This is a genomic window from Marinomonas fungiae (assembly GCF_001418205.1).
GTDB classification, from domain to species: domain Bacteria; phylum Pseudomonadota; class Gammaproteobacteria; order Pseudomonadales; family Marinomonadaceae; genus Marinomonas; species Marinomonas fungiae.
The window spans coordinates 367092-391683 of the sequence record NZ_LIQF01000002.1; the positions used below are offsets into that span (position 1 = coordinate 367092).

General features: G+C 46.9%; 22 protein-coding genes. 20 read left to right on the forward strand and 2 right to left on the reverse strand.

Annotation, left to right across the window (positions count from 1 at the left end; genetic code table 11):
• Positions 1-53: 53 nt before the first annotated feature.
• Complete coding sequence (locus tag ASC49_RS04170) at positions 54-1616, forward strand: methyl-accepting chemotaxis protein (RefSeq protein ID WP_055461959.1); 1563 nt, start codon at positions 54-56, stop codon at positions 1614-1616.
• A 74-nt stretch (positions 1617-1690) separates the two neighbouring features.
• Here ASC49_RS04170 and bioA read toward each other — a convergent pair whose 3' ends face one another.
• Both bioA and ASC49_RS04180 read right to left on the reverse strand, forming a co-directional pair.
• Positions 1691-2983: an adenosylmethionine--8-amino-7-oxononanoate transaminase gene (bioA, locus tag ASC49_RS04175; RefSeq protein ID WP_055461960.1), complete on the reverse strand. Its 1293-nt coding sequence runs from the start codon at positions 2981-2983 to the stop codon at positions 1691-1693.
• 80 nt (positions 2984-3063) lie between these two features.
• Entirely contained in the window at positions 3064-3597 is a 534-nt protein-coding gene (locus tag ASC49_RS04180) for a ComF family protein (protein WP_055461961.1), read from the reverse strand.
• 221 nt (positions 3598-3818) lie between these two features.
• Between ASC49_RS04180 and bioB the strand changes: the two genes are divergently transcribed.
• The 19 genes from bioB to ASC49_RS04275 all read left to right on the forward strand — a co-directional run bounded on the left by bioB (position 3819) and on the right by ASC49_RS04275 (position 24542).
• Positions 3819-4868, forward strand: a complete 1050-nt coding sequence (bioB, locus tag ASC49_RS04185; RefSeq protein ID WP_245624630.1) for a biotin synthase BioB — start codon at positions 3819-3821, stop codon at positions 4866-4868.
• On the forward strand, positions 4855-6039 hold the full coding sequence (bioF, locus tag ASC49_RS04190; RefSeq protein ID WP_055461962.1) for an 8-amino-7-oxononanoate synthase: 1185 nt from the start codon (positions 4855-4857) through the stop codon (positions 6037-6039). The genes bioB and bioF overlap by 14 nt, the downstream gene beginning before the upstream one ends.
• A 5-nt stretch (positions 6040-6044) precedes the next feature.
• A complete protein-coding gene (locus ASC49_RS04195) occupies positions 6045-6851 on the forward strand; it encodes an alpha/beta fold hydrolase (protein WP_055461963.1) in 807 nt (268 codons plus the stop codon).
• The gene (gene bioC, locus ASC49_RS04200; RefSeq protein ID WP_055461964.1) at positions 6832-7632 is read left to right on the forward strand and encodes a malonyl-ACP O-methyltransferase BioC; all 801 of its coding nucleotides are present in this window, start codon (positions 6832-6834) and stop codon (positions 7630-7632) included. The genes ASC49_RS04195 and bioC overlap by 20 nt, the downstream gene beginning before the upstream one ends.
• Positions 7625-8311 carry a dethiobiotin synthase gene (gene bioD, locus ASC49_RS04205; RefSeq protein WP_055461965.1) on the forward strand — a complete coding sequence of 229 codons (687 nt, stop codon included), beginning with the start codon at positions 7625-7627 and terminating at the stop codon, positions 8309-8311. Before bioC ends, bioD begins: the two co-directional genes overlap by 8 nt.
• Positions 8312-8420: 109 nt before the next feature.
• Entirely contained in the window at positions 8421-8891 is a 471-nt protein-coding gene (locus ASC49_RS04210; protein ID WP_055461966.1) for a helix-turn-helix domain-containing protein, read from the forward strand.
• Entirely contained in the window at positions 8892-10043 is a 1152-nt protein-coding gene (locus tag ASC49_RS04215) for a sensor histidine kinase (RefSeq protein WP_055461967.1), read from the forward strand.
• A 1-nt stretch (position 10044) separates the two neighbouring features.
• On the forward strand, positions 10045-11388 hold the full coding sequence (locus ASC49_RS04220) for a sigma-54-dependent transcriptional regulator (RefSeq protein WP_055461968.1): 1344 nt from the start codon (positions 10045-10047) through the stop codon (positions 11386-11388).
• A gap of 71 nt (positions 11389-11459) precedes the next feature.
• Entirely contained in the window at positions 11460-11819 is a 360-nt protein-coding gene (fliE, locus tag ASC49_RS04225) for a flagellar hook-basal body complex protein FliE (RefSeq protein WP_055461969.1), read from the forward strand.
• A 25-nt stretch (positions 11820-11844) separates the two neighbouring features.
• On the forward strand, positions 11845-13515 hold the full coding sequence (fliF, locus tag ASC49_RS04230) for a flagellar basal-body MS-ring/collar protein FliF (RefSeq protein ID WP_055461970.1): 1671 nt from the start codon (positions 11845-11847) through the stop codon (positions 13513-13515).
• Between the two features lies 1 nt (position 13516).
• Complete coding sequence (fliG, locus tag ASC49_RS04235; protein ID WP_055461971.1) at positions 13517-14524, forward strand: flagellar motor switch protein FliG; 1008 nt, start codon at positions 13517-13519, stop codon at positions 14522-14524.
• Between the two features lie 3 nt (positions 14525-14527).
• Complete coding sequence (locus ASC49_RS04240; RefSeq protein ID WP_055461972.1) at positions 14528-15310, forward strand: FliH/SctL family protein; 783 nt, start codon at positions 14528-14530, stop codon at positions 15308-15310.
• 9 nt (positions 15311-15319) lie between these two features.
• Positions 15320-16657, forward strand: coding sequence for a flagellar protein export ATPase FliI (gene fliI / locus ASC49_RS04245; protein ID WP_055461973.1), 1338 nt, complete (start codon positions 15320-15322; stop codon positions 16655-16657).
• A 49-nt stretch (positions 16658-16706) separates the two neighbouring features.
• Positions 16707-17144, forward strand: a complete 438-nt coding sequence (gene fliJ / locus ASC49_RS04250) for a flagellar export protein FliJ (RefSeq protein WP_055461974.1) — start codon at positions 16707-16709, stop codon at positions 17142-17144.
• Positions 17144-18853: a hypothetical protein gene (locus ASC49_RS04255; RefSeq protein ID WP_055461975.1), complete on the forward strand. Its 1710-nt coding sequence runs from the start codon at positions 17144-17146 to the stop codon at positions 18851-18853. Before fliJ ends, ASC49_RS04255 begins: the two co-directional genes overlap by 1 nt.
• Before the next feature lies 1 nt (position 18854).
• The gene (locus ASC49_RS04260) at positions 18855-20591 is read left to right on the forward strand and encodes a hypothetical protein (RefSeq protein ID WP_055461976.1); all 1737 of its coding nucleotides are present in this window, start codon (positions 18855-18857) and stop codon (positions 20589-20591) included.
• 43 nt (positions 20592-20634) lie between these two features.
• Entirely contained in the window at positions 20635-20934 is a 300-nt protein-coding gene (locus ASC49_RS04265; protein ID WP_055461977.1) for an STAS domain-containing protein, read from the forward strand.
• An 18-nt stretch (positions 20935-20952) separates the two neighbouring features.
• A complete protein-coding gene (locus ASC49_RS04270) occupies positions 20953-22647 on the forward strand; it encodes a SpoIIE family protein phosphatase (protein ID WP_055461978.1) in 1695 nt (564 codons plus the stop codon).
• Between the two features lie 47 nt (positions 22648-22694).
• Positions 22695-24542: a flagellar hook-length control protein FliK gene (locus ASC49_RS04275; protein ID WP_055461979.1), complete on the forward strand. Its 1848-nt coding sequence runs from the start codon at positions 22695-22697 to the stop codon at positions 24540-24542.
• The last annotated feature ends 50 nt before the right edge of the window (positions 24543-24592 follow it).

Here is a 24592-nt window from a genome sequence, read left to right on the forward strand (position 1 = left end):
ACGTAAATCTTATGGTTAGACTAAATAAGTAACATTTTGTATCGAGTGAAGTTATGCGTAAGATGTCTGTTACAAACAAGGAAAACGATTTTCCTTCGCACTACACCCTAGTCTCCAGCACGGATGTTAAAGGGCGTATTACTTTTGTAAATGATGATTTCTGTAAAGTGGCGGGTTATGAGCGAGAAGAGCTGATTGGCCAGCCTCACAATTTGATTCGTCATCCAGATGTACCTCCTGCCGTTTTTGCTGACATGTGGGAGAACCTAAAAGCGGGCCGCAGCTGGATGGGAATTGTTAAAAACCGTTGTAAAAGCGGCGATCACTACTGGGTCAGTGCCCACGTTAGTCCCCTTATCGATAATGGTAAAGTGATCGGTTATGAATCTGTGCGTCAGAAAGTCACCAATGATCAGAAAGCTCATGCGCAAATGGTGTACGAGCGCGTCAATGCGGGTAAACATCCTGTGCCTAGTATGCCGCGATTCAAAGGTTGGATGTGGCGTCAAACATGGCTGAATGCGATTTTCTTTGTGGCGTTTGGTATCATGGGGATGTTTTCACCTTGGCTCTGGTGGCAAATTCTTGCACCGATTCTAGCAGTGGTTGGGGCGACACTGAACCTTACTCAACGCCATGCTTTACGCTCCACGATTGCCAAATTGCCCCCAGAGGCTCATAACACCATTGGGCAGTATTTGTACTACAAAGCAGTAGGGCCGAATGTAGCGCTCAGTTTCTCTCAATTGCATAAAAATGCCGCTGCGTTCACGTTCCGCTATCGTTTGATGGTGGGTTCTAAACAGCTTCAGAACACCGCTCAGCAAGCGAAAAACAGTGTTACTTCGAATCTAGGTAATTTTAATAAGCAGCGTGATAGCTTCCGTACTGTGGTATCGGCAAGCACCCAGTTGCAGGCCAGTGTGAATCAAATCGCTGACAATGTGCGAATTGCTGCTGAAGACACCGCTTCTGTGGAAGATAAAGCGAAAGCTAGTCGTGCCATGGCGAAACATACGGGTGAAACCATGCAGAAGGTTTATCAAGAAGTAAACTCTGCCAAAGGTGTGGTAGAAGACCTTGCCCGACAGAGTGATCGCATTAACGGCTTGGTGAACTCAATCAGTGATATTGCCGAGCAGACTAACTTGCTGGCGTTGAATGCGGCGATTGAGTCGGCTCGCGCTGGTGAGGCGGGAAGAGGTTTTGCAGTCGTGGCAGACGAAGTTCGTGCCTTGGCGATTCGTACTCAGGATGCTACCCAAAGTATTCATGAGACGACTGAAGAGCTAAAGCGCAACACTCAAGCTGTTTTGGAAGCAATTGATAAAGGCGCCAGTGTTGCTAATGAGGGTGTCGCAGGGGTAACGGAGGTGGCTGAGAGTATGAATGCCATTGAGGAAGCCATTCATCATATTGTTGAAATGACAGCGCAAATTAATTCCGCCACAGCAGAACAGGCTGAAGTAGCAACTTCTTTGAGTCAGCAGATGATGGAAGTGGATCAGCTAAGTATCGAAAGCATTGAGCGCGCCGAACACATCGTTACGAATATTGCGCACATCGAAGAGGAAGCCTACGAACAAGGTAACCTTGCAGAGCGTATGAAGCAGTAGACTTTACGTACACTTAAAAAAACACCGAGCTCGGCTCGGTGTTTTTGTTTTTAAGCAATACTCACTTTTCTAGATTAGGAAAAGTGCTCTTGAATCACCCCGTAAATGGCGTGCCCAAGTCTGGTAATCTGCTCCTGTTCAATAACATACGGTGGCATTAGGTAAATCAAGCGGCCGAATGGTCTAATCCAGACACCTTTGTTTACGAATAAAGGTTGGATCTTATGTAAATCCACGGGATGGGAAAGTTCTACCACGCCAATTGCGCCAAGGCAGCGCACATCAAGTACTACCTCCAGATCTAAGCAGGGGCTTAAGGCGCTTTCTAGCCATACTTGGATTTGTGCAACGGTCTTTTCAATATCGTAATTTTGAACCAAATCTAAACTGGCGTTGGCTGCGGTGCAGGCTAGGGCATTACCCATAAAAGTAGGGCCGTGCATAAAGACACCGCCTTGGTCACTAATGCCTAGAGCCACCTTGTCGTTGGTAATGGTTGCCGCCAGAGTGATGTAGCCACCGGTTAAGGCTTTACCAACGCACATGATATCGGGTTCGATGTTGCTGTGTTCAGTTGCGAACAGTTTTCCAGTGCGTCCAAATCCCGTGGCAATCTCATCAAAGATGAGCAAAATATCGAACTCATCACAGAGGACACGAATTTCATCTAAGTAGGCAGGATTGTAAAAGCGCATACCCCCTGCATTTTGTACCACGGGCTCGATGATAAAACCGGCTAGATGTTCATGGTGTTCAACAAAGGTTTCACGAATTTCTTTAAGGTAGGCCGTGTCTAATGGCGTGTCGATGCCTGTTGGTGGCGGTGATACAAAACATTGCGGCGTTAACGCTTGATTAAACATGCTGTGCATGCCATTGACTGGATCGCATACTGACATGGCGGCAAAGGTGTCACCATGGTAGCCGGAGCGAGGTGTGGCAAAGTGCTGCTTGCTAGGTTTGCCTTGTGTGTGCCAGTACTGAATCGCCATTTTCAGTGCCACTTCTACAGACACCGAGCCAGAATCAGAGAAAAACACACGAGTTAAGCTGGCAGGTGTCATGGCAACTAATTTCTGTCCCAGCTCAATGGCGGGTTTATGTGTCAGGCCACCAAACATCACATGTGAAAAGTCATCAATTTGCTTATGTAACGCTTGGTTGATAGCGGGGTGGCTGTAGCCATGAATCACGCTCCACCAAGAAGACATGCCGTCAATGAGTGTGCGGCCGTCGGCTAGATGAAATTCACAGCCAGAAGCGCGCTCTACCAGAAAGTGAGGTGTCGGGTGACTCATGGAAGTATAAGGGTGCCATAAAAGCTGTTTGTCTAGCTCGGTTAGCCGTTGCTGCTCTGCTTGGTTCATTCCGCTTTCTCACTCACATGCGTCAATAAAGTTAGGGCGATACTAACGAAGTTGGGTGGCTTGTGTCACCTCGATAAGTCTTATTCTGCTGTTCGAGCTAAGGCTAAAATGGTCACTCGCTTGGCTCCAGCCAGACGTAAAGCTTTGGCACAAGCTTCAGCGGTACTGCCTGTGGTGACAATGTCATCGATCAGAAGGATTTGCTCTGGTACTGGCTGGTCGATGTGGAAATGACGGTGAGAGAGTGTCTGTCGCTGTTGCTTTGAGCGGGTATGTTGAGCGCTCACGTCAAGGGTGCGTTGTAGCTGGATACGCTGTATTGGTGTGCTTGATAGGGATTGGCTCAGCTGTGTGCAGATGAACGACGTTTGGCAGTAACCCCGCTCTGCTAGAGATTGACGGCTGGTGGGAACCACGCACCAATTATTAGGAAGTATGATGCCTTTATTCAGAATGTGCTGCGCGGTTATGGCTACTAGAGGTCTTAGCAGATGAAGCTGGTTTTCAAATTTGGCTTTTTGGATTAGGGCTCGACAAAGTCCTTCGTATCTCAACGGCGCAATGATGCGATCAAAGCTGGGAGGTTTCTTTTGGCATTCGCCACACAATGTCATGCTGACTCGGGTGGGGCGGGAGCATAGTTGGCAGTGATTGCGGTTGACGCTTAGTAGTGATTGGCAACTTAGGCAGAGGCTGCCTTCATTGCGGATATTGCAGACATAGCATCGATTTAAAAATAGTCTATTGTAAACCGTCGAGGCTAAGTTGGTTGACAGATTAGATAAGGTCATTAGTATTGCGTTCCTTGCAACAATAAAATTATGGAGCCACAGCGGTGACTATTGCGACTCAACCTCGATACGACTGGACTAGCCAAGAAGTTCAAGCTTTGTTCGACATGCCATTTATGGATTTGCTCTTCCATGCGCAAACCGTTCACCGTGCTAACTTTGCACCAAATCAAGTACAAGTCAGTACCTTATTGTCCATCAAAACTGGCGCATGTCCAGAGGACTGCAAGTACTGCCCACAAAGTGGCCATTACAACACTGAGCTTGAGAAAGAAAAGTTAATGGAAGTGCAGAAAGTGTTGCAAGAGGCTCAACTGGCAAAAGACAAGGGCGCAACGCGCTTTTGTATGGGTGCGGCTTGGAAGCATCCATCGGAAAAAGATTTCCCATACGTATTGGAAATGATTAAAGGCGTGAAGCAACTGGGTCTTGAGTCATGCGTTACGCTAGGTACATTAAACGATGCGCAAGCTAAACAACTGGCGGAAGTGGGTCTTGATTACTACAACCACAACCTAGATACCTCACCTGAATTTTACGATAGCATCATCACTACTCGTTCCTACCAAGAGCGTCTAGATACCTTGTCACGCGTGCGTGATAACGGCGTTAAGCTATGCTGTGGCGGTATTATGGGCTTGGGTGAAGAGCAAAAAGACCGTGTCGGTCTATTACGTCAACTGTCGCAAATGACGCCGCACCCAGAGAGTGTGCCGATCAATATGTTGGTGAAAGTTGAAGGCACGCCACTGGAAAACGTGGATGATCTAGACGAATTTGAATTTATCCGCACCATCGCTGTGGCACGTATCCTAATGCCTACGTCGCATGTACGTTTGTCTGCAGGCCGTCAAGGCATGAGTGAACAGACTCAAGCGCTATGTTTTATGGCCGGTGCGAACTCGATCTTCTACGGCGAGAAACTGCTGACGACGGGCAACCCTGAAGCCGATAAAGACCGCATGTTGTTCGCAAAACTGGGCATTCAGCCTGAGCAACGTCACGATGTTTCTGATGAAGCGGTACAGGAATCCATTGTGGCTCAAGCGAAAGCGCAAGAAGAAGCGAAATTTTTCTACGATGCCACCGTTTAATACACCCGATTGGATGCTTGCGGCGCTTCAGGAGCGCCGCGAGCAACATCTGTTTCGTTCAACTAAAGTCATTACCAGTCCGCAGACTACCCATTTAAGGCAAGCCGACAAAGACTACTTGGCTTTTTGCTCTAACGATTACCTTGGCCTCGCTAACCATCCAATGCTAAAGCAAACCATGGCGGATGCGGCATTGAGTTACGGTGTTGGAAGTGGCGCGTCTCATCTGGTGTGTGGTCATTTAGATATTCATGAAAAGCTGGAGCAAGCTTTGTGTGAGTGGCTGGGCTACGAGCGGGTGTTACTGTTTAGTACCGGTTATATGGCTAACTTGGCGGTGATTTCCGCACTCGGCAGCAAACAGCATCCTATTTTAATGGATAAGCTGAATCATGCGTCGTTAATCGATGGTGCTCGTCTAAGTGAAGCGACATTCAAACGTTATTTGCATAACAATGTAGCAAGCGCTGCCAAGCACATGGCCAGCCTCGGGCAAGCCGGTGTACTCGCCACCGATGGCATTTTCAGTATGGATGGCGATAGAGCGCCGTTGTCTGAGTTGGCTAGGTTAGCTGCTGAGCAAGGTTGGTTGTTGATGGTGGATGATGCGCATGGTTTAGGTTGCATGGGCGAAGCTGGCAAAGGCAGTTTGGCACTGGAGAACTTGAGCGCACAGCAGGTGCCATTCCTGATGGGCACCTTTGGCAAGGCTTTTGGTGTGGCGGGGGCATTTGTCGCCTGCTCCCATGATATGGCAGATTACCTAACCCAGTTTGCGCGTCCTTATATTTACACTACTGCTATGCCTCCAGCTGTTGCGGCAACGGTGTTGGCGAGTTTGCAGCTGATTCAATCCGAAGAGGGTGAGCGGCGGCGAGAAACCCTAGCAAGTAACGTAACATTACTGCGTCAGCGTGCCGAGGCGTGGCCCTATGAAATGATGCCGTCTGACAGCGCCATTCAACCTTTATTGATTGGTTCGAGTGAACAAGCCCTGCGTATCAGTTATGAGTTAGAGCAGCGCGGTATCATGTGTAAGGCAATACGTCCCCCTACAGTTCCACCTAATACAGCAAGATTGCGTATTACTTTGAGTGCTGAGCACAGCCATGGGGAAGTCGGGCATTTGTGTGATACCCTAGATGCTATCTTCCATGATGTTTCTAAGTGATCAATATGCGTACTCCAATTGAAACCGAAGTCTTTGGTAACCCCAATTACCCCGCAATCTTTTTAGTGCCAGGCTGGGCGATGCCAAAAGAAGTATTTCACGAGGTAGCTAAACTGCTTAGTGAGTCTTTCTATGTGGTGCTGGCAAACTTGCCGGGCGTGTCGGTCGACCCGAATTGGCATAAAGCCAATCGATTTGGGCCCAACTATGATATTGATGCCTTGGCTGAACAGTTGATACGCGCGGCCCCAAAGCCTTGCTGGTGGATTGGTTGGTCACTTGGCGGCATGGTGGCAAATTATATTGCAGCGCGCCGCTCTAGTTGTGTCAAAGGCGTCATCAGTGTAGCAAGTGCGCCGAAGTTTGTGGCGTCTTCCGATTGGCCGATGGGCATGGCGCAGGAAACCTACACGCAGTTTTTTGATCTAGTAAAGCAGTACCCTGAAAAAGGTCTACGTCGCTTCTTGTCTCTACAAACCCAAGGGGCACAAGATCCTAAAGCTTTAACCAAAATGCTAGCAGGGCTACAGCCCAAAGAGCTGATTGATCCAGAAGCATTGATTCGTGGTTTGGCCTTGCTGGAGACTCTGGATGTGCGTCGAGAGATTGCTTTGCTAGATTTACCAAACCTACATGTTTTTGGCGTTAATGATGCGTTGGTGGCCGAGGCTAAAGTGGTGCAGGCTATGCCAAGCAATCCACTGCAAACGATAGTGTCCTTGCCTAATATGGCGCACCAGCCATTTCTAGAAGCCCCGTCACAATTTGTGGCCTTGGTAACTCAATATATTAATGACAACACGTTCCTCTGAATCTGATTCATCGTACAAACAAAAAGTCGCGACGAGTTTCTCTCGTGCGGCACACAGCTACGATGAGTATGCTCTGTTTCAAGAGCAAGTGTTAACTAAGCTGATGGCTTGGTTTACTGCTAAGTCGAACCAACGTTGGCTGGATCTTGGTACTGGGACAGGAAAGTCCTTGCAAGCTATGCAGATGGCGCAGCCTGAGTTGCAGAGCATCGCTTTGGACCTGTCTTTTTCAATGTTGCAACAGGCGCGGCGGCGCGTGAGCACTGCTGGGTTTGTCTGTGCCGATGCAGAAGCCTTGCCTTTTCAGGACGCGTCTCTTGATGGCGTTTTTTCTAGTTTAGCGATTCAGTGGTGCTTGGATCCGCAGCAGTTGTTTCGAGAGCTGCATCGAGTATTAAAAAATCGGGGGCAAGTGGTCGTATCGACCCTGTTGGCTGGCTCAATGTCGGAACTGGGGCAAGCGTGGCAATGTGTTGATGGACGCAGCCATCATAACCACTATCCAGAATTAGACGACTTCTTGAAACATTGCAAGGCTGCGGGCTTTGATGTCTTACGAGCAGAGCAACGAACTTTGACTGTGTACTTTGACAGTGTTAAAGCGGCCGTCTATTCGCTTAAAAAGGTCGGAGCTTCTTTGGTCGCGGACGACTCAGGAGTTTCATCACCGTCTAAGTGGAAAGCGTTTGAAGTCGCCTACGCGAAACAAGCCACAGAGAAAGGTATTCCGCTTTCCTATGAAGTGGCATTTATTCAATTAATGAAGGTAGATCATGGCTAAACAGCAATACTTTATCACCGGAACCGACACGGATGCCGGCAAAACCCATGTTTGTGTTGGCTTATTGAAAGCAGCAGCGCGCCGCCAGTTGCGCTCAATGGGGATAAAGCCGATTGCTGCGGGCGCCGAAAAAATCGATGGTAAATTGCGCAACGATGACGCTTTGCAAATTCAAGCGGCAGGTTCTATTTCTTTGCGTTACGAGCAGGTTAATCCTGTGGTATTTGAACCGCCGATTGCGCCTCATATCGCCGCAGCCAAAGAGAATAAGATCGTTACGGTCTCTCGTTTAGAGGGATTTGTCCGTGGCACGCTATTAACGCCACATGATTTTGCCTTAGTAGAAGGCGCTGGGGGCTGGCGTGTACCGCTTAATGATCGTGAATTGTTATCTGATTTAGCAAAGCGTTTAGCCATACCTGTGATTGTTGTCGTGGACATGCGCTTGGGCTGTTTGAATCATGCCTTTTTAACCATGGAAGCCATTCGCCGTGATGGCTTGCCGATTGCTGGTTGGATTGCCAATGGCGGGCAAAATGAAATGAACTGCTATGAGGAAAACTTGGCAACACTTAATAACATGGTGTCTGCACCTTTGTTGGGTAGTTTGTCATGGCAGCAAGATAGTCAAACTGCTGAAGAAGAGTTTGATCAATTGCTACAAAATCTAAGTAGTTAAATCATTGCCTTATAAAGACATTATTGTCATTTTACTGAGCATGAAATCATGTCTCTTGGACGACTCTGTGCTAAAGTTTAAGGTTAGTTAAGGTCATTAATAGAGAATTATGAAAGCCTGTTTAGTTGGTGTCAGTCAAGAAGAGACTCAAGCCGTCGCGCCTATCCTGCATTTCCTCGGCATTGAAGTCGTGTTAGATCCGCAGCAGGATGAGCTGGTGGATTTCTTTGTGGTGGGGAGCTTAGTCGATGTGACTAAGCTGTCTCTGCCCCTGCCTTCTATTTGGTTGCAGACGCGTGAGGGGATAGAAACCGACAGTGCCATTTGGTGTTGTCCTATACCTTGGCGTCAGGATCAGATAATGCCTATTTTAAACCGCCTTGCAGAGTCCCCGAACATGCCGCGCGCGCAGGGGGTGAACTTAAATGTTTATGTGCGTCATTTAGAGTCATTGCTGATTCGCCATGCCCTGACTAGTTCTAATGGCGTTGTGTCTCAAGCGGCGAATTTATTACAAATTCAACGCACCACTTTAATTGAAAAAATGCGTCGCTATCGTATCGATAAATCGGAGTTTTAAGTGGACAAGGATGAAGAAATTGCTCGCTTAAAAGAGGCATTTGAGCTATTTGAAGAAACCTCGCGTTCCCTACAGAATTCCTATGCAGAGCTACAAGGTGAAGTGCGACGCTTAACGACAAAGTTGGAGCAAGCTGAGCAAGCCAAGCGCGACGAGGAATCGAAAAATAAAATTCTATTGAAACAGTTTCAGCAGTTGTTTTGGTCGATGCCAGTTGGTGTCATGCTACTCAATCCCGAAGGGATTGTTGTCATGACTAACCCGATTGTAGATCGGTTGTTTGGCGAATCGATTTTAGGTGGTGTTTGGTCGGAGATTGTGCCAAAAAGTTTTCGTCCGCAAAAAGACGATGGTCATGAAATCACCATGGTAACTGGGCGTCGAGTTCGAGTGGAGACGTCTTCCTTAGGCGATGTGCCGGGGCAACTTATTATTTTGGTAGATTTAACGGAAACCCATTCTTTGCAGCGACAACTGGCGCATCATGAACGCTTATCAACGATGGGCCAAATGGTCGCAGCGCTGGCCCATCAAATTCGCACCCCCCTTTCATCAGCCATGCTATACGCTGGGCACTTACAGAAAGATTCCTTGTCTGAAGACATGCGAGTACGTTTTTCAGGGAAACTGTCCGAACGCTTAAACAATATTGAGCGCCAGATTCGGGATATGCTGATTTTCTCAAAATCGGACATAAAGCTTGATGAGAAGCTTAGTTTAAGCGAGTTTAGCGATAAACTTATCGAACGAGCTCATGAGCAGGCAGAGCAGAACCATGCAACACTTGAGGCAACGGTTAGCCAATTAAACTCCTGCTTGTTGCAATGTAATCCAGAAGTATTAATCGGGGCGATTTTAAATCTCGTGAACAATGCGATAGAGGCGTCGGAGCGAGGGGCTTGCATTTACCTTCATTTTGCTCAAGTTGAACAACAGCTGTCTATTGTCGTGGAAGATCATGGGCGCGGTATGAGTGAAGAACAATTGAGCAAAGTCCAAGAAGGCTTTGTTACTACCAAACAACATGGAACGGGGCTTGGCTTGATGGTTGTGAAAGCGATAGTTCGTGCGCATCATGGCACCTTTGATATTGAAAGCCAACCTCAGGTCGGCACAAAGGCGACCATAACATTGCCAATTTTAGGGAGTTAACATGTCGGAAGTGAGTTTGTTAGTCGTAGAAGACGACCGAGGTCTAGCCGAGGCGTTGGAAGATACGTTGCTGTTGGCCGGCTACAAGTGTTTTATGGTGGAGAGCTCAGAAGACGCTATATTGGCGTTGCGACGCCAAAACTTTGATATGGTGGTGTCGGACGTTAACTTACCTGGCATGGATGGTTATGGCCTACTTCAGCATGTGATGGAGCATTTCCCTGAGTTGCCAATGATGTTGATGACGGCCTATGGAGACATTGCCCAGGCAGTGGAGGCCATGCGCAGTGGTGCTGTGGATTACTTATTGAAGCCATTCAAGGAAGAAGAGTTACTGGATGTTATTGCGAAACACACTTCGCGCGTGGCGAAAGTAAAAAGCAATACGCCAATTGCTAAGGATCCAGCGAGTGTGGCTTTGTTAGAGTTGGCCAAGCGTGTCGCTGTGACCGATTCTACGGTATTGATTTGTGGTGAAAGCGGTACGGGTAAAGAGGTGCTGGCACAGTACATCCATTCCGTCTCCGAGCGAAGTGGCCAACCTTTTGTGGCAATCAACTGTGCTGCTATTCCGGAAAATATGCTAGAAGCCATCTTGTTTGGTTATGAAAAAGGGGCTTATACCGGTGCTGTGTCATCGCAAGCGGGTAAGTTTGAGCAAGCCAATGGTGGCACTTTGCTGTTGGATGAAGTCACGGAAATGGATGTAGGCTTACAAGCTAAGCTGTTACGTGTTTTACAGGAGCATGAAGTTGAGCGCCTTGGTGGCAAGAAAACGATTAAACTGGATGTACGCATCATTGCAACGACTAACCGTGATTTGGCGGAATATGTGCGTGAAGGTGGTTTTCGTGAAGACTTGTATTATCGTTTAAATGTTTTTCCGTTACGCTGGTCACCAATTCGTGAGCGTAAAGGCGATATACAACCGCTAGCAGAAGCATTATTGTTTAAGCATGCACAAAAGATGCGCATTGATAACGCTTCGTTAACACCTTCTGCATTGAGTAAACTAGAGTCCCATGCTTGGCCTGGTAACGTTCGAGAGCTGGAAAATGTGATTCAGCGCGCTTTGATCCTAAGTGATCAAGGTCGTGTGGACCAAAACCATATTGTGTTTGATATGGTGACGGCACCTAAGATAGAAGAGTCTAATGAGGATGCGCTCGAAGCGGCTTCTATTCTTGGACGTGGTGTACAACAACATGAGTTTCGAATTATTGCTCAGGCCTTAATGGATGCCAAAGGCAAACGCAAAGAAGTGGCAGAAAAACTGGGGATTAGCCCGCGAACATTGCGCTACAAAATTGCTAAGATGCGAGAGTGTGGCATAGAAGTTGATTGATTTTAAAGTCTAGTTTTTAATAACAGTGTGCTAAGCTACTACGAACTAATGATTTTTTGGGTGCAAGTAAGATGATGACCGATAGACCTGACATCAATCAGGTGCTTTCTCAGATGCGTGACTTGCGTAGTCAGATCCAAACGCCAAGTGCGAATGCCCAGTCTGGTATTCAACAGGTAGGCGCGCAAGCAACCCAACAGGTAGAGCGTCCGGATTTTGCAGACATGCTTAAAGCTGCTGTCGATAATGTAAACTCATTGCAAAAAGAAGCGTCTTCCTTAGCGCAGGCATACGAGCGTGGTGAAGAAGGTGTAGATTTACCACAAGTCATGATTGGCTTGGAAAAATCGAGTGTATCCTTTGAAGCGATGACTCAAGTGCGCAATAAGCTGGTAGATGCCTACGAGAAAATAATGAATATGCCCATTTAGTATGGGTTGGACGCGGCAGTACTGAATGGATAATGTCCCAGCAGAACGATCAGAGCAAAAACTCTATCTGGAGTTATTGACGGGCTTCAACAAACTGACGGTAATTCGCCAGCTTGCGTTGATGGTCGGTCTTGCTGCGTCTATCGCTATTGCGTTAGCCGCCGTTTTATGGAGCTCTGGGCCAGATTATAAGCCTGTGCTAAGTAGTATCACGGACTATAACGCCGATCAAATTGTTGAAATTCTCAACGTCAATAACATCCCCTTTAAACTTGATGAGAGCACTGGCGCATTGTTGGTTGAGTCAGAATTTTATCATCAAGCACGGCTTAAATTAGCTGGCTCAGGTATAGTCTCAGACAATATTGTTGGCCTTGAGATCATGGATCAAGACCAGTCCCTTGGTACTTCTCAGTTTGTTGAAACAACCCGTTACCGTCGTGGTTTAGAAGGGGAGCTGAGCCGAACCATAACCAGCCTCCAAAGTGTTAAATCTGCGCGTGTACATCTTGCGATACCTAAAGAGTCTGTGTTTGTAAGGGATACGCGCAAGCCTAGTGCATCGGTGTTTCTTGAGCTTTATCCAGGACGACGCTTGGATCGTAGTCAAGTCGACGCCATCGTTAACTTAGTCGCCTCCAGTATTTCCCAGCTCAGTGATAAAGATGTCACTGTCGTGGATCAGCGCGGTACTTTACTGACTGAAAAAGATAACAACTCTGAACTTTCCATAGCTGGTAAGCAGTTTGAATACACTCGTCGTGTTGAAGACGTGATGCTGCAACGAGTGAATAATATCCTATCGCCAGTCGTTGGTGGTGGTCGTTTTAAAGCGGAAGTATCCGCGGATATTGATTTTACGGCAGTCGAGCAAACGGATGAACAATACAATCCTGATTTGTTGGCACTGCGTAGTGAACAAACACTGCGTGAACGTCGTTCGGCTAATGGTAGCAATAGTGGTGTCCCCGGCTCTTTAACAAATCAGCCACCAGGCGCTGTGACCATACCTGAAGCAGCGGATGAAAATGGTGCTCCTATTGGTGGTAATAGTGGCGCTAACGGGCAGTCACGAGAGGAAACCACGCGAAACTTTGAGTTAGATCGCAGTATTAGCTACACCAAGCGTCAGCAGGGGACGGTGCGTCGTCTTTCTGTGGCGGTGGTCGTTGATGATATTGTTTCATTGGATCCTGAGTCCTCAAGTATTGTCAGGACACCTTGGAGTGATGAAGAGCTGAGTCGTTTGACACTCCTAGTACGAGATGCGGTGGGCTATGACCCTTCTCGTGGCGACAGTGTCAGTGTGATTAACTCGCCATTTGCCATGCCTGAACCACCTGAAGAGCCAGACGTGGTGCCTTTCTACAAACAAAGCTGGTTCCTAGATTTGTTGCAGCCAGTCTTAGTCGGCATGTTTATTCTGCTATTGTTGTTAATGGTAGTGCGCCCAATTCTGAAAACCTTGGGTGAGCAAAACAAGATTGCGGTGGCGGAAGATACCGAAGCGGCTATTTTTGCCGATGAGACCGACGAGATTTCCGATGATCAAGTCTCCCTTGTCAGTGCTGAGGATGTTTCGGTGCCTGGATCGCCTGAGAAGATTGAGCGTCAGTTGAATGTGATTCGTGGACTGATTGCGGAAGAGCCAGAGCGTGTTGCGCAAGTGGTGAAGCAATGGGTGTTGGAAGGCTAGTATGAGTGAAGCAGCTGGAGATATGAGCTCCATCCAAAAAGCGGCGGTTTTATTGATGTCGCTGGGGGAGTCGGATGCGGCTCAGATTCTAAAACACATGGGGCCGAAAGAAGTTCAGCGAATCGGTCAAGCGATGGCGCAACTGAGCAACGTGCAGCGGCATCAAGTGGAAAAAGTTTTAGATGAATTCTTAATTCTGGTAGGCGATCAAACAGGCTTGGGTTTAGGGGCGGATGGCTATATTCGAAACATGCTGAAAGAAGCATTGGGTGAAGAAAAGGCCGGCAGTTTAATCGACCGAATTCTATTAGGTGGCAATACCACTGGTTTGGATACGCTAAAATGGATGGAGCCAAGAGCCGTGGCGGATGTGATTCGTTACGAGCACCCGCAGATCCAAGCCATTGTTATCTCTTATCTCGATCCCGATCAAGCAGCTGATATCTTGTCGAACTTTGACGAACGTGTTCGTCTTGATATCGTCTTACGTGTAGCTGCCTTAGAAACGGTTCAACCTGCGGCGCTGCAAGAACTGAACAACATCCTTGAACGCCAGTTCTCTGGTAATAACTCAACGAAGTCGACTTCGATTGGTGGCGTTCGTACGGCGGCCAATATTATGAACTTTATCGACAGTTCGGTGGAAGCTGAGCTAATGGAATCGATTCGTGATGTGGACGAAGATCTCGCCAGCAGCATTCAGGACTTGATGTTTGTGTTTGATAACCTATTGGAAGTCGATGATCGTGGCATTCAGGCGATTCTTCGTGAAGTGGAATCAGAAACCTTGATCCTTGCCTTGAAGGGTGCTGATCCAGATATGCAGGAAAAGGTTTTCAAAAATATGTCCTCTCGTGCGGCGGATATGTTGAAAGATGACTTGGAAGCGAAGGGGCCTGTTCGTGTTAGTGAGGTAGAGGTCGCACAAAAAGAAATTCTTGCAATCGCCCGTCGTCTGGCTGATAACGGTGAAATCGTTTTAGGCGGTAGCGGCGAGCAGATGGTTTAGTAAATGTCTGACAACGAAAAGAAACTGACTGCCTATGAGCGTTGGGAGCTGCCTAATCTAGAGGGGCAAAATAGTAACCCAAGGCCGCTGTCTCAAGCGTTGGTCATCAAAGACGATGAAGCAGTAGAAATTACCGAAGAAATAGATGAAGACTCTGTCGTCTACGAACCGCTAACGGCACAACAGCTTGAAGAAATTCGTCTGGCTGCTTACGAAGAAGGGTTTGCTCAAGGGCAACAAGAGGGTCAAGCTGCGGGGTATGAAGAAGGCTTTGCCAAGGGGCAAGAGGAAGGTCTACAGCAGGGCCTTGAACAAGGTCATGAAGCAGGCAAAGCGGAAGCTCATACGCAAGGTATTGAGCTGGCACAGGCACAAGTAGGAGAGCTAGAGACTCTGCTAAACGGCGTTTTGAAAGAGTTTGAGCAGCCATTAGAGAGCTCTCGTGATCGGCTCGAACAGCTGTTGCAGACGGCGACTAAACGTATTGTTGAACACGTCATACGGCGTGAGCTCAGTGAAGATTCGAGTGAATTAATTCATGCAGAATTAGAGAAGATCCTTAATACATTGGGTGAAAACGAAGGCCGTGCTGTACTGTTGGTTCACCCAGAATCGATTCAAGCCATTGAGGCGCTTGCCGCGGAGCAACGCCTGACCATCAAAATCAAGCCTGATGCTAGTCTTATGGAAGGGGGATTCATCCTTGATTCCCATGACTTTTATGTAGACGGCACGGTGGAATCTCGTTTAAATGAAGTTTTAAAGTCGCTGGATAAGCCTCAATAAGCCGTTTTAATGCCTACACTTTTAGATCGTCTAAGTCGTTTAGCTGAACAGAACCTGCCTGAACACTCAATTGATATTGAGGGCAAAGTGACGCGTATGGTGGGCTTAACCATGGAAGCGGTAGGCTGTGCTGCGGCCTTAGGTGATCGTTGTGCTGTACAAATAGGTAGAAATCGTTGGGTAGAATCAGAAGTCGTTGGTTTTACCGGCGACTTAACATATTTGATGCCTACTGAAGCGATTGATGGCATTTCCCCTGGAGCCCGTGTTCGTCCATTGCGTGAAGACAGTCAGATGCCTGTTGGCCCCGGATTACTAGGGCGGGTGGTGAACGGTTTAGGTCGCCCTTTGGATGGTAAAGGTCCAATACAGGCAGAGGAAAGCATTAGTTTACAGGGTGAGATTATCAACCCGCTGCAGCGTAAGCCCATCAGTGAAACCTTGGATGTAGGCATTAAGGCCATTAATGCCTTGCTAACAGTTGGTAAAGGCCAGCGTCTTGGTTTATTTGCCGGCAGTGGTGTAGGTAAGAGTATGCTGCTCGGAATGATGACTCGTTTTACTGAAGCCGACATTACCATTGTTGGTTTGATTGGTGAGCGTGGCCGTGAGGTGAAAGAATTTATTGAGCAAATTCTAGGCGAAGAGGGCCTTAAGCGCTCGGTTGTGGTGGCGTCACCGGCGGATGATTCGGCGTTAATGCGCTTACGAGCTGCGGTATTGACCTCTCGGATTGCCGAGTATTACCGCGATCAGGGCAAAAATGTGTTGTTGCTAATGGATTCTTTGACCCGTTATGCTCAAGCGCAACGGGAAATTGCCTTATCTGTGGGGGAGCCGCCTGCCACCAAAGGTTATCCACCATCGGTATTTTCCAAGCTCCCTTGGTTGGTTGAGCGCGCGGGGAATGGTAAAGAGGGGGGAGGCTCAGTTACTGCATTTTATACGGTACTAACAGAGGGAGATGATCAGCAGGACCCCATTGCTGATGCGTCCCGAGCCATTCTTGACGGCCATATTGTATTGTCGAGGCGGCTGGCTGAGGAAGGCCATTATCCTGCAATTGACATTGAAGCCTCTATTTCTCGTGCGATGCCACATATCGTGTCTGAAGCACATCTTCAAGGCGCAATGCGTGTTAAGCAGTTGTACTCGCGTTATCAACAGAACCGAGATTTAATAGCCGTGGGAGCTTACACTCGAGGCTCTGACCCAGAATTGGATCAGGCCATTGTTTTGATGCCTGCGATCAATGAATTCCTGCGTCAATCATTGGGGCAGAGTTTTAACATTGATAAGAGCTTGGAAGCCTTAGTGACGGCGATGACGTCGGCACCTACCAAGTAGACGCTTTTTCTTTAAGCCGCTAATATCAAGCTAGTTGTGAGGGGGTATTATGAAAAAGTTTCAGCGAATGCAGGTATTAGTTGATCTTTCTCAACGCAAGGAAGATGAGGTAGCAAAAGCACTCGCAAAGGATCAAGCACGTTTGCAGCATGATCAACAAAAATTGCAGGAGCTGAGAGAGTATGCGGCGCAGTATGATGAGCAGCGAAATCTATTGGGCTTGTCGCCGTATTTAACCACCAACTATCAGCACTTCGTGACACGCTTACAGCAAGCGATTAAGCAACAAGAGCAACAAGTCAAACGCTCTCAGCAGCAGGTCAATATGGCCTTAAAACGCTGGCAAGATGCACGAGCAAAAACCAAAGGTATGGACTGGCTTAAGCAGAAAAATATCAATGAAGAAGTGGCTTTCGCAGACAAGCAAGAGCAAAAGCAAATTGACGAGCTGTCAAACCGTGCTTTTTTTGAGCGGATGCGCTCCTGATGCCTGAGGTTTCTATAGCCTCAGCGCCTTCTATCGTGTCGGTTTTATTTGATCTTGAAACCGCCATTTTTACGTCACACGTTTATCCTCTTAAATCCCATTTAGCCATTCAGTCTGGTTTGCATGTGTTGCAGGCTGAGTTCAATTTCCAAGACTCTTTGCAGCATCTTTTAAAGGATCTGATTGACTCCCTTGATCAAGTCATTGAAGCAGGCAACTTTTTAAGTGCTTCGCAGCTGGCGGATTTGGTTGCTTGGGTGAGTGGTTTTCGCTCCGTTTGGATCGCGCAACAAGATTTTGAAGATGTCCTAGATTGCTCTGTATTGCAGACCCTTCAGCAACGGTTGCTCAACTCCTTATCGACGATCATGCGTGTCGAAGTAAACCGTTTTATGGGAGAGTTTTCAGGGCGAGTTCCCCATGGGTTTGAGGATTTCTCAACCCTGTCTGACGTTGGCTATTGGGTAATTCGTCACGCTGAGAATTCACTGCCTGGTGCAAGTTCTCAAAGTAATACGGTCGTAATACGAGTTGTGTTAGAGACTGGACTGTCTTTAATGGGGGTGACCGAACGTTTACCTAATTGGCAATGGCAATTAGCCCCTTGTGAAGAGGATCATGCCTTAAGTCTGGCGCCTGAAAGTGAGAACTATTGGGTGGATTGGCTTCATACCATGGCGTCAGAGCGTGAAGTTTGGCGCCGCTCACCTTCTTTTATGGGCTTCTATAAATCGTTGCAAGAGCAAGTGCGTGAGCAATTTTCTGTTGCGTTAAACCAGCTTTACGAGTTGCCGAATGCCGCTAATGTTTGGGTGATTCCTGCTGCGGAGCAGGTCTCTGAAGCGACGCAATTTGATTTATACGGCGGTCGCGTATATTTGTTAGATCAGCTTGGGCAAGCGTGCCAAGTGTTGACATTATCCGAATCGGTTATCCCCGTTTACCTATTAGAATGCGGTACTCATAGCTTCGCCATTCCGGCATACCGTGCGCAGTTGCTTCGTCAAGATGAGCAGACGACGGGACAGGTCTGGACTTATACAAAGGGTGGATTGTTTGAACAGCAAGACGCTCTGGTAGGCCAGCAGCTTGTTCGAGTGGCGACTCAACAAGGAGGCTTATGCCTTGGAGCAGACCGAGTTACCCGAGATTATGGTGTGTTATTGCGAAGTGGGTGTTTACCTCGAAGTACTCGAAATGTCTGGCGAATACGGAATAGCTTTCAATTGGAACCTGTATTGCCAAACGAATTATTACAAGCTGCTGAGCGTCAGTGGTCTGTGTCCTACTCGGCTCTAGCTCGGCCGAAAAATCATACTCCTGTATATTTCCAATTCACAGAGCATCATGGTGTAGAGCTATTTGCCGATATGATTATTGGGCTACAACCGTACCGCTCTATAGAAAGGGTGATGTCTGGTTTTATCTACTTCAATGGCCAAGTGATGCCCTTAATTGAGCCTGAGATGCGCCATTGCCACCCCGATGATATGGTGATGATTGTCATGGTTCGAGGTGCTTATTTTGCATTTAGAGGGCGCTACAGTTTAGAAAAAGAGACACTGCATAAGTTGGTAGATGGCGATGTAATTATGCTAAGTTGGCAAGATGATCGGATCAACATAAGCTTGCGTGATAAAGGTTGGTTTTTACTCGATCAGCGACATACCTACTTGTTTCATAAACAGTTGTTAGAGATTTTAAAATAAGATGGATGCGACTAATTCAGCTCATGCTGCTTTTGATCAGCGTCGAACTCGTTTTTCCGACTGGATCGTTCAGTATGGATTGCTGTTCACGTTACTGTTTTTTGGCCTTTTGTCAGGAACCTACTATGTGGCTAATGAGCGCATTGAGGCGACCCTAAAATCGGCCAGTGAATTGCATGATATTGCTTATTCTAGCCTAGTAATCACTCAAGGCTGGCAGACAATATCGCCTGATCGAGAGCAAGGCGACATTGCAAGTCTGCTGCAGCAAGAGCGTTTATTGGTGCAGCGTTTACGTGAACAAATGCCTAATGTGGTAGATTTGCCCAGCGCACCAGTGACCATTTCCCAATTCACGGTTGCTGAACAGGTTCGCTTAGCCGAAAGCCGTTTATCTCAGATACAGCAGATTGCAACCGAATACAGTTCTCGATTAGGGCAAATGAATGTCCTTCAGCATCCCATGGTTGTGGGGCTGATACTGGGTTGGACGGCTCTACTGGTCTATTTGATTTGGGGGTGGCGTCGCGTGCTATTGGACCGACAGGTGGCGCTTAGTTTTTTTCATTCGCAAGTAGATCGCCTGCAATCAGGCTCTCATTTGTCTCCGCCGCTACATCGTAATGATGAATTTGGGGATTTTGCTCGATATTTGAATAGCGTTTTGACCTCAATCTCTGGGGATTTGGCGTACCATCGGAGCTTTGCTCAGTTGTACCGTTCTGCATTATCCACATCATTGTCGTTGAAACTAGTGGTGAATCACTCTTATGAAATTCTTAATGTCAGCGAAGGGCTGTCTGAGTTGTGGATATTGGAGCCGAGTGCTTTGTCCGAGGCTCTCGGTGTCGATGCCCACTTAACCTCTTTAGAAGGAGAGGTGGTGGCAGAGAGTGTGTTTCTCGACGTTCCAATGGGTCCTATTCGTATTGCTAATCGTCTTTATGAAGTCCGCTTATCTAAGATTGAGCATGAACCGGTTTCAGGTTATTTGATAGAGCTTGCACCGATCGAATCCCATGCTGAGCTGCGGGTGCTAGAAGCAACATTAAGTCTCATGTCTAGCGATGTATGGGATGCGCCAATTCGGATTTTGGACGAGTCGTCACCGTATTACAGCTTTTCTGAAAAGTTGGAGCGTACTCGTCAACAAGTGTTCAGATTTCTTCAGCAAAGCAATGAATTGATAAACAATGCTGACAAAGAATATCCCAAGATTACTAAACTGCAACAGTTGTCTGACTGGCTGATTGCTAAACTCAATAGTAATGAAATGAAGTCGGATGAGTGCTCTGAGCAGCGCCATTTGATCGTCTCAGAAATTGATATTAGCAGGCAAGATTTCTTGCGGGTGAGAGAACAGGTTGAATATCGCTTTGAGCTCTATGAGGCTTATCTTCAGCAGATGGTGGAGTGGCAGGCTTCGCAGGCGACTTGGGTAGCGACAGTAAACGAAGGGTTGCTAGACACCAAAGAAGCAATATTGAATCTTCTGACAATTGTTCATACGGAACCAACAAGCGCCAGTGTCATTGAACACAGTGTTATCGATTTAACGCATGATATTGATACCGTGTTAAACGATATCCTTGAGTCCAAACCGATTCCTGGCGAATTACGAATCGAGCATGTGAAAAGCTCGGAGTCAGAGTTGATGAGGCGTTTGAACGATGTGCAAATTCAGTTAGATCATCTTTCTGAGGTAGCGCAACAAGAGCATAAAGTCTCTCACCAATAACTGCATAAGTCATGTTTCATCTAATCATTGTGAGGCAAGATGTATGATTATTGGGCAGTTTGATGAAAAGTCAGCTACGGCGACTATGGTGTTGAAAGGACGTTTTGATTATTCCTGCCAACAAGAATTTCGAGAATTTTTTGCGCGTTACCCTAAAGGTACCGATTATATTATAGATCTTAGCAGTGTTAGTTATATCGATAGTTCAGCGTTAGGTATGTTGCTGTTACTTCGTGATCATGCTGGTGGTGACACCAGTAACGTGGTGATCAAAGGCGCTTCGGAATTTGTTATCAGTGCTTTGAAAATGGCTCATTTTGAGCGTCTTTTTGTATTAAGCTGATAAAGATAGAGAGTGTTTATGAAGGAACAAAATCTCAAAATTCTAGTGGCTGATGATAATCCATCAGATCGAATGCTTTTGGAGAGCATGCTGACCCAACTAGGGCATGTGGTAGAAACCGCTGTGGATGGTCAAGATGCGGTTGAAAAGTTTGATCCAAATAGTATTCAGCTTGTCTGTTTGGATGTCAAAATGCCCCGAAAGGATGGCTGGGAAGCTGCGCTTGAGATTTTGCAGATTGCTAAAGAAAAACTCATCCCGATTGTGTTTTTGTCGGGTGTTTCAGATCCTGATATTTTAAAAAAGTGTCTGGATGTTGGGGCGACGGATTTCATCTCCAAACCTTACAACCCAACATTGGTCTCCGCCAAGCTTAATGCGATCGCACGTCTACTTGTATTGCAAAACACCCTCTCTGAACAGCGTGACGAGCTGTCTTTTCTGAATCAGCAAATGGTGCATGATCAGGAAGTTGCCAAAATGGTGTATGAGCGCATTACCCACTCCAACTGTCTCTCTGATCCGGCATTGAATACTTTGCATCAGGGCAGTCATATTTTTAATGGAGATGTAATTTTGGCGGCCTATAAGCCTAATGGTGGTATGCATATTTTATTGGGCGACTTTACTGGTCATGGTTTGTCCGCTGCCATCGGTGCATTACCTCTAGCAGATATTTTCTTTGATTGGACTGAGAAAGGCTTTCTCATGCGTCAAATATTGCCTGAGATTAATAAACGCCTGCATAACATTCTGCCTCCTAATATGTTTTGCGCAGCAGCTTTTATCGATATTAATCTACATAACCGAACCGCATCGGTATGGAATGCGGGTTTACCTGATTTGCTATATTTTTCTGCGGGAGAGCCCCAGCCGAGATTGATTGCGTCCGACTCCTTACCGTTAGGGATACTTAATGAATATGAGTTTGAAGCCAATATTGACATGTTGTCTTATGAGTTTGGCGATTATTTGATCGCTTTTACTGATGGAGTGTATGAAGCGCGTTCAGAGGATAATAAGATACATTACAACAGCGCTTTAAATCCTCTTTACGCTGGTGAAGTATCCGGTAGTCCCTTTGTTTGGCTTGAAAACATGCTACAAGAAGAAGGCATTTTAGAAAATCCACATGATGATATTTCGGTTCTTGGTATAGATTTGACCCAAGCCTTGAATAATGCTCCTCAGTCAAAACCGGCTGATGTTACAAGAGGGGTTAGTGAGCCTGCTAGCTTCGCATTCTGTTATGAATTAAATGCCAAATCACTTAGGAATACAGACCCTCTGCCTTACCTATTACAAATACTGACCACTGTGCCTGAGCTCAGTAAGCGTTCTGGTGAAATCTTTATGATTTTGTCTGAAATGTATTCCAATGCTTTAGAGCATGGCATTTTGAAACTAGATTCAAGTTTGAAAGAAACAGCGGAAGGGTTTGCTGAATATTATGCTTCTCGTGAGACAAAGCTAAAGCAATTGAATGAAGGTTGCGTTTCTATTGAGGTAAAAGTAAGTGCAGACAGTCACGAAGGTTGTTTAGCAATAGTGATGTCGGACAGTGGTGATGGCTTCGACATCAGTCATTTAAATTTTGATAATTTGGATCATGAGATGCCTTTCAATCGAGGTCTCAGCTTGATTAATCAGCTTTGCCATAAGCTGGAAATCACCGACAATGGGTCTCGAATATCGATAGAGTATCGCTGGTAAACTTGGCCTCCTATTTGCAGCTATGATGTGAACAGTGGAGGTCGCCCATGATTAATAGCCCAACTTTATCCGTTTTACCCTCAGCCCCAAAAGTCGCAAAAGCTCCTGCGGTGCCTGCATCAACCGGTGGTCAGCAAAGCTTTAGTTCAGCGTTTGAGGTTGCCAATCAAGCAGCGCAGGATAAGATTCCAGCTGAGCGCGAGTCTATAAATAATTCTTCTAATCAAACACCTAATCAGGCTCAGAGTGATCAAGAGAAGGCACTGTCGCAAGTAAATGGGCGTGAACAGAGCTCTAAGGCTGTGTCTAGTGATGAAGTGGTTCAAAAGTCTAAGGCTGAAGAGACCTCTGAAAATGAGTTAGAAACCGGCGGTGATGGCACTCTTACTGAGAAAAGTGAGACGAGTGTAGCCACTGCTAAAGAGAGCAATAAAGAGAATATTGATGGGCAAGAAAGCGGCAACTCACTGCAAGTAGATGGGCAAAACTTTGCAGTGGATCAGACGACTGTGAATACAGTTTCGGACCAGTCTATGGTCGACGAATCAGAGGGCTCTGAGGATGTCGTCATGGAACAAGTTGATGTTTCTGTGGAAGTCGTGTCGTCAGATATCGATGCTTCTATAGAAGCATCCGAGGTAATGTCAGACAATTCTACTGCCGCTACATCGGATGTGAACACTGAGACAGAAGCTAGCGAAGAACCTTTATCAAATGAAGCGGCAGCCATAGGGGGCGAAATCAACTTAGACAGTTCGACAGTTACAGAAAATGTTGAACTTGCTACAAATGTTGAATCTGAAACAGACGTATCGGTTGCTGATGAAACGTTGGGAAATATCACGGTCAGTGTCGATGCTAAAAGTGACTCGACTTTGAACGCCACAACTGGAGCGAGTGCTGCTTCGGATACGGCGTTGGCTGGCGATGTTGATGCTCTGAACACAACTATTGATACAGCTGCCGTGAAATCCGAGCAAAGTGATGTCAGCATTCAATCAGAAGTTGATTCTCTGGCGGTGCAAAATATTCGACCAGCTGAGAGTGTAGCGCAAAACTCAACCAGCGGTGAGCTGAATGATGTTGACACCAAAGCCAGTGATAATTTGCGCTGGGTAATGGAGCAAATGTCGAAAAAAACGGAACAAGCCGGCAATAATACTTTGAATCAAGCCGCGCCGGCGAACAGCGAATTCAATGAAACTGAGTTTCTGGGGGCATTAACTGACGGAGAGCTTGTTTTAGATAGTGGAAAAATCGAGTTGCCTAAAGACGTTAGTGAGATGCTTGGTGGTAAGAAAACGTTAGACCAACTTATGGCTAATCTAGGTAGCCAATTGCAGCCTGCTGCGGCGCAATCTCAAAACCTAGCTCAACCTCAATCTGTATTGAGTGCAGTAACCAATAATCTTGGTAGTGCGCGCCCTGACGGTGCAGCGGCACAATTAACTATGCAATCGCTGCCAGATGCTGCGGCTTTCCCTTCTGAGATGGCTACTAAAGTGTCTTGGATTGCAAAAGAGGGGTTTAAAACGGCGCATATTCATCTAGACCCTCCCGAACTTGGTAGTTTAACCGTGAAGATCAGCGTTGATCATGATGCAAATGCCCACGTAAGCTTTGTTGCCAGCTCGGCTCAAGCGAAAGAGGCCTTAGAGGGGCAGATGCAACGACTAAGAGAGATGTTGCAGCAGCAGGGGGTTGAGTTAGACTCTGTAGATGTTGAAGTGTCTCAAGGTAACGGGCAAGCGTTTGGTTCTAGCCAGTCGGATGAGAATGCTGGTCAAGACGGTCGTGGGGCAGGCTTGGGAGCCGGAGACGGTCTGCTTGATGGCGATGATGAAAACGTTAGCTATGTCTCACCGGCAGAGCAAGGGATTGACTATTACGCATAGAAAACCGTGGTGATTCATAATAATCTTTGTAGAATAGTGGTCTTGCACAT